Annotated in this window: 5 protein-coding genes; all 5 read left to right on the forward strand. The window is 41.4% G+C overall.

The genetic code is table 11. The features are described from left to right. Nucleotides 1-91: 91 nt before the first annotated feature. The 5 genes from IJE10_10995 (at nt 92) to IJE10_11015 (ending at nt 5,453) form a co-directional block, all read left to right on the forward strand. Nucleotides 92-331 (forward strand): gamma-glutamylcyclotransferase, encoded by a 240-nt coding sequence (locus IJE10_10995; protein ID MBQ2968630.1) that lies wholly within the window; start codon nt 92-94, stop codon nt 329-331. 775 nt (nt 332-1,106) lie between these two features. Continuing rightward, nucleotides 1,107-1,484 carry an RNA polymerase subunit sigma-70 gene (locus IJE10_11000; GenBank protein ID MBQ2968631.1) on the forward strand — a complete coding sequence of 126 codons (378 nt, stop codon included), beginning with the start codon at nt 1,107-1,109 and terminating at the stop codon, nt 1,482-1,484. A gap of 222 nt (nt 1,485-1,706) precedes the next feature. After that, entirely contained in the window at nt 1,707-2,948 is a 1,242-nt protein-coding gene (locus tag IJE10_11005; protein ID MBQ2968632.1) for a recombinase family protein, read from the forward strand. Beyond that, complete coding sequence (locus IJE10_11010; protein MBQ2968633.1) at nt 2,941-4,515, forward strand: recombinase family protein; 1,575 nt, start codon at nt 2,941-2,943, stop codon at nt 4,513-4,515. The genes IJE10_11005 and IJE10_11010 overlap by 8 nt, the downstream gene beginning before the upstream one ends. A 95-nt stretch (nt 4,516-4,610) precedes the next feature. Next, complete coding sequence (locus tag IJE10_11015; GenBank protein MBQ2968634.1) at nt 4,611-5,453, forward strand: helix-turn-helix transcriptional regulator; 843 nt, start codon at nt 4,611-4,613, stop codon at nt 5,451-5,453. Nucleotides 5,454-6,055: the final 602 nt, after the last annotated feature.

A 6,055-nucleotide genomic window follows, 5' to 3' on the forward strand; every position in this document is an offset into this window, starting at 1 on the left:
AAAGTTTTCAGGGGAATAGGCATAAAAGACTTGCTTTCTTTGACATTCAGAGGTAATATGTGACCACACGAATGAGAAAGACGGTGCGAATATGAACGACAAATTTTTTACAAAACAGAACTGTGACCGTTGCGGTGGTTCATTGGAAAAAGGTCGAATGATGTCTATGTTCAACCAAAATTGCCTTTGTATGGGCTGCATCGCCAAAGAACGGAAGCATGCGGACTACACCCAAGCATTAGAAGCGGATATGGACCAAATACGCAAAGGGAACTTCAATTTCGAAGGAATCGGATTTCCTGCGGTTGGAAATTCTGAAAAAGTGGAGTAAAATGGTGTAGAATGAGGGGTTGACTTGTGATATCATTATAATCGGAGTCGAAGCAAAACAACTTTAACACCATAAATTGCTTGCATGTGTCCTATAAGAGTAGCTTAAATAAAGGCTTAGGACACATAGGACACGAGAAAGTACATTATAGCGAAAATTAAATTGAAAAATTTTCAGCAAAAGTAATATTTTTTAATACATATATGTGAAAATAGAATTTCTGCTGTCCTATGTGTCCTATGATTTGGATACCTAAAACCATAGAATGATACCATAAAACTATGGTATAATTACAATGGTTTCATTCTGAATAATCGGAAAACGGAAAACTGATGCTGTTTACGTTTCAAATTCAGAACGGAAAACTGCATATAAATATAGATATTTATTTGGGCTGTTCATGTGTGTAGGGGAAAGGCTGATAGCCTGGCCTTTCCCCCACACGAACAATGGACCCGGCGGAATTCTGTTTAGGTGGCGAAAACCAAACTTTAGTGCCGATAAATTTACAGTAAAATCCACTTGATTACAGTTTGTTCTTCGTGCTATGATACAGTCAAACAAAACTTAAGCCTTCGCAGGTAAAACTGTGGAGGCTTTTTATATGCCCGAAAGGAGGAGATGCTTATGATTGGGGTAATGTAAAACGAGAAACAAAAACACTCCCGGGTTAATACCCCCTTTGATTTTTAATTTTTTTGCATAAAGGGAGCCGCCCGTTGTTCAAGGCAATACCCGTAGAGATTTGACCGCCCCGGGGCAGAAAGGAAATGTTATGAAATTAGCAATGCAGAACCAAATCAAAAATTTAGCGTTAAACGGTCTTGGCTATAAAAAGATAGCTGATATACTCGGCATCTCTCCCGATACCGTTAAATCACATTTACGCAGGCATCCGGCAGAGAAAAGCAGTTTAGTCTGTCAGCAATGCGGTAAGCCCATTGAGCAAAGACCGAACCGCAAAGAAAAGAAGTACTGTTCAGACAGATGTCGCATGGCGTATTGGAACAGTCACCAGGAGCTTGTCAAAAAGCAAGCCTATTACACTCTGGTTTGTAAATGCTGTGGAAAGGAGTTTGTAAGTTATGGCAACAAGAACCGTAAATACTGTAACCGCGAGTGCTACAACCGAATCCGCAGAAAGTCCGCTTGATTATAAGAGCGGGCTTTTTTCATACCGTTTAAGCCTGTCACTTTTAAAAACTATGCTGAAAAACAACATCATCACCGAAACCGACTACAACAAGTGCCGCAATACATTCGCACAAAAACACGGCATATCTTTGTGCAGTATTTTTGCCTGAAAAGACTTGCTATTTGTTCGGTTCAGAGTGATATATGTAGTACCCAAACTATGATACAAAGGAGAACCGACATGGAACGAAAAATCAGACAAGTTAAATTTCAAACCTTGCATATACCAAAGCTGACAAAAGTTGCGGCGTATGCAAGAGTATCTTCCGGCAAAGAAACTATGCTGCATTCTTTGTCCGCTCAAGTCAGCTTTTACAAAGACCTGATTCAAGAACATCCCGGCTGGGAATTTTGCGGAATGTATGCAGACGAGGCTACGACCGGCACTAAAGCCGACCGAGAGAATTTTGTTCGGTTGCTTAATGACTGCAGAGCGGGAAAGATTGATATGATAATTACAAAATCCATTTCCCGTTTTGCTCGCAACACGCTTACATTGCTTGAAACGATAAGAGAGCTTAAAAGCATTGGAGTGGATGTATACTTTGAAGAACAAAACATTCACTCCGCAAGCGCCGACGGTGAACTGATGCTCACCATCCTCGCCTCTTATGCCCAGGAAGAAAGCTTATCCGCAAGTGAAAATCAGAAGTGGCGCATCAAGCACAATTTTGAAAACGGCATACCCTGGAGTGAAAACATATTCGGCTACCGATACCGCAAAGGTGTGTTTACGGTCGTCCCCGAAGAAGCCAAAGTTGTAAAGCTCATTTTCGAGAACTATCTTTCGGGTCTGGGCATTACCGCCATTATGAAAATGCTGAACGAAAAGGGGTATGTTACAAGATACGGCAACGCATGGAGTGATAAAGGCGTATCCATTATTCTTCGAAACTACACATACACCGGCAATCTGATATTACAAAAGACATACCGCGAAAACCATCTTACCAAACGCATCCTAACAAACAACGGGGAGCTACCGAAATACCATATAGCAAACAATCACGAACCAATCATTTCTCTTGAGCAATTTAACGCTGTGCAACAAGAAATTAAACGTCGTGCCGAAAAATACAGTTCGAAAGATTCTGTCAACAAAACATACCCATATACAGGACTTATGGTATGTGCCAACTGCGGAAAGCGTTATCGCAGAAAGATACGGCCAACCGGTCCTGTATGGATTTGCACCACCTACAACACCTACGGCAAAAAGCATTGTGCATCAAAGCAGATACCCGAAAGAATCTTAAACGACATAACATTGAAAGCAGTAGGGACTTTAAATGCCCTTCACAATAAAATAACGGCTATACACGTTGAAAACAATAACAAGTTGATATTCATCTTCAAAAACGGAGAAGAATCCGTTAAATTATGGACAGGCAACGCAGAAGAAAGGAGCCAAGAACATGAATAAGAACATTACCGTTATCCCTGCAACCAGGAACATACATGCAAGAACGCCTAAAACGGAGGCTCCGTACAAGCGAAGAGTTGCAGCATATGCAAGAGTTTCCACCGACAGCGAAGAACAGCTCACAAGCTATGAAGCGCAGGTGCATTATTACACCAACTACATTCTTTCAAACCGGGATTGGAAATTTGTGAAAGTGTATACGGACGAAGGAATATCTGCCACCAACACAAAAAAACGAGAAGGTTTCAACACCATGATAGAAGATGCACTTTCGGGAGAAATAGACCTTATTGTTACAAAATCGGTAAGCCGATTTGCCCGTAACACTGTAGATAGTTTAACCACCGTGAGAAAACTGAAGGAAAAGGGCGTGGAAGTATACTTTGAAAAAGAGAACATTTACACCCTTGACAGCAAAGGCGAGCTTTTGATTACCATCATGTCTTCCCTTGCCCAGGAGGAAAGCCGCTCCATTTCCGAGAACGTGACCTGGGGTCAGCGGAAACGATTTGCAGACGGCAAAGTCAGCCTGCCATACAAACAATTTCTCGGCTATAAAAAGGGCGAAAACGGTCTTCCCGAGATTGTACCCGACCAAGCGGAGCTGGTAAGGCGGATTTATCGTATGTTCATGCAAGGAAACGCGCCGAGCTCCATTGCCCGCAAGCTTACCGAAGAAGAAATCCCAACGCCCGGTGGCAAGACAAAATGGCAAAGTTCAACTGTGAAAAGCATACTACAAAATGAAAAATATCGCGGTGATGCCCGACTCCAGAAATCTTTTACGGTGGATTTTCTGCAAAAGAAAACCAAAATAAACGAGGGCGAAGTGCCCCAGTATTATGTGGAAAACAGCCATCCCGCAATCATACCTCCTCAAGAGTGGGACATGGTACAAGCCGAAATCAAACGGCGAAAAGAAACGGGGCACCGCTTCTCCTCTTCAAGCATTTTTTCATCCAGCATTTTCTGCGGTGATTGCGGCAGTCCTTACGGCTCAAAAGTGTGGCACTCCAACAGTAAGTACAAAAGAATCGTTTGGCAATGCAACAACAAATTCAATGGCACTTGCAAGTGTACCACGCCCCATTTTTACGAAGAGGAGCTCAAAGAACTGTTTCTGCACGCCCTCGGCAAGATAACAACATTTAAAGAAAGCATATTAGAAGATTGTCGTCTGATGCAACAAACCCTTTCAGACTGCACAGAACTGGACACAGAACAAAAACGCCTCACAGAAGAACTCGAAACAACTGAAATTCTTATCCGGAAAAGCATAAACGAAAATACACGCCGGTCTCAAACCCGTAACGATCGCCAACAACTTATGGAAAAATACGAAACCCTCAAAAGTCAATTGGTTGCCCTCGAAACGGAACGTCAAAGAAAAGCTGACCAAACTTCAGCAGTAAACTCTTTCATTCGCACACTACAAAAACAACAAACGCCCTTCACTGAATTTGATGATGACCTCTGGCACACTCTTATAGAACGCGTAACCGTAAACGACGACGAAAGCGTCCTGTTCAAATTCAAAGGCGGCATGGAAATAGCTACGCAAAAATAAGAGTCTACCGCACAAAAACATATGTTTTTGTTGGCAAAATTAAAAATTTATGATATAATATAACTAACGAATCATGAAAGAAAGGACGGCTGTTTATGTCAGGTAAAAACAAAGAACTGTGGTTTTCACCAAACGATATACATAATTTAAACGAAAACAGACTGATTAACATTGAAAAAACAACCCTTGACGAAGACTTTGCTATGCACTGGCATGAGCATTTTGAAATAGAGTTTATTATAGGCGGATTGGGCAAAGGAAAAATTAACGGCGTCGAATATAACCTGACCCCGGGAGACATCTATATTTTAAGCACTACCGATTTCCATGATTTATATAACAAAGAAAATCCGCTCACCCTATATACCTTAAACTTTGAGCAAAATGCTTTGGAATACGAATTGTCCGAAAAAATTCTTTCCAACAAAAGCGGAAATTTGTTTTTTCATTTAGAATCCTCCGAATACCAATGGATGAAAACCATTTTTGATATGATATATCAGGAGCTCACCGTAGAAACAGAAATTCGAAAAAAATGTGCACAGAATTTATTAAATGCAGTTGTTTACTTTTTGCTGCAACACACAAAGCTATCCGATGAAAACGTCAACACTGAAAAAACACATATTTCTTTGGCAATTGCATATCTGGAATTGAATTTCAGAAAAGAAATTACATTGGATGAAGTTGCCGATTACGTGGGATTGAACAAGAATTACTTATGCTCTCTGTTTCATAAAGAAACGGGTAAAAAAATGGTACGCTATTTAAATGATCTGCGCTTACACTACAGCCGTAAACTGCTACGTTCTACCTATTTATCTGTCAGCGAGGTAAGCTCACATTGTGGTTTCAAAACCCTATCCACTTATTTACACGAATTTAAATCCAAATACAACGAAACCCCTCAACAATACCGAACTCGAAAAGCAAAATAAAAATCCACCGGCATAGCCGGTGGTATTTCATTTTCGGGCATAGCCCTACCCTTTACTGGCAACGCACAAGTGCGTTTTTTATTGGCCTGCCAGCCATGCAACTATTACTTGCTCCCCATAAATGGGTTGTTTCTTCGCAGGCTTCCCCTTGAGGGGCGATGATTGCCAGTGGCAATCGATTATCGCCGACCGAGTCGGCAGACGAGACAGCAGTCGAGCAAAGCGAGACTGATGAGGCGTTGTAGGGAACGCCCTGCGTGGCGTTCCGCGGAATGACACATAGGTCATTCCCTACGATTTCCACCTCATCCACCGCTAACGCGGTCCCCCTTCCCCTCAAGGGGAAGGCTTCCGACATATTTTGTTTGTACTATGCTTCAATCTTTCAACTCGCACCGCGTTCTTCTAAATTTTTATTTATTTCTCTTTCATCGGTTAACCTCTTTTGAACCACGCGACTATTGAAGTAGTAAAATAAAAGTAGACACATGGAAAACCACCATGTATCTACTTTTTTGTTTTTGTGTTAAAATAATTGTGGAGGTGTTTATGTTGAAAAAAGGACAAACAAAACGAATTTGGACAAAAGAACAAAAGCTATC

The organism is Clostridia bacterium (assembly GCA_017410375.1).
Taxonomy (GTDB): domain Bacteria; phylum Bacillota; class Clostridia; order RGIG6154; family RGIG6154; genus RGIG6154.

Excerpts from the sequence above, each read along its gene's own strand:
- IJE10_11010 (MBQ2968633.1), top strand. The coding sequence starts at position 2,941 with ATGAATAAGAACATTACCGTTATCCCTGCAACCAGGAACATACATGCA.
- IJE10_10995 (MBQ2968630.1), top strand. The coding sequence starts at position 92 with ATGAACGACAAATTTTTTACAAAACAGAACTGTGACCGTTGCGGTGGT.
- IJE10_11015 (MBQ2968634.1), top strand. The coding sequence starts at position 4,611 with ATGTCAGGTAAAAACAAAGAACTGTGGTTTTCACCAAACGATATACAT.
- IJE10_11005 (MBQ2968632.1), top strand. The coding sequence starts at position 1,707 with ATGGAACGAAAAATCAGACAAGTTAAATTTCAAACCTTGCATATACCA.
- IJE10_11000 (MBQ2968631.1), top strand. The coding sequence starts at position 1,107 with ATGAAATTAGCAATGCAGAACCAAATCAAAAATTTAGCGTTAAACGGT.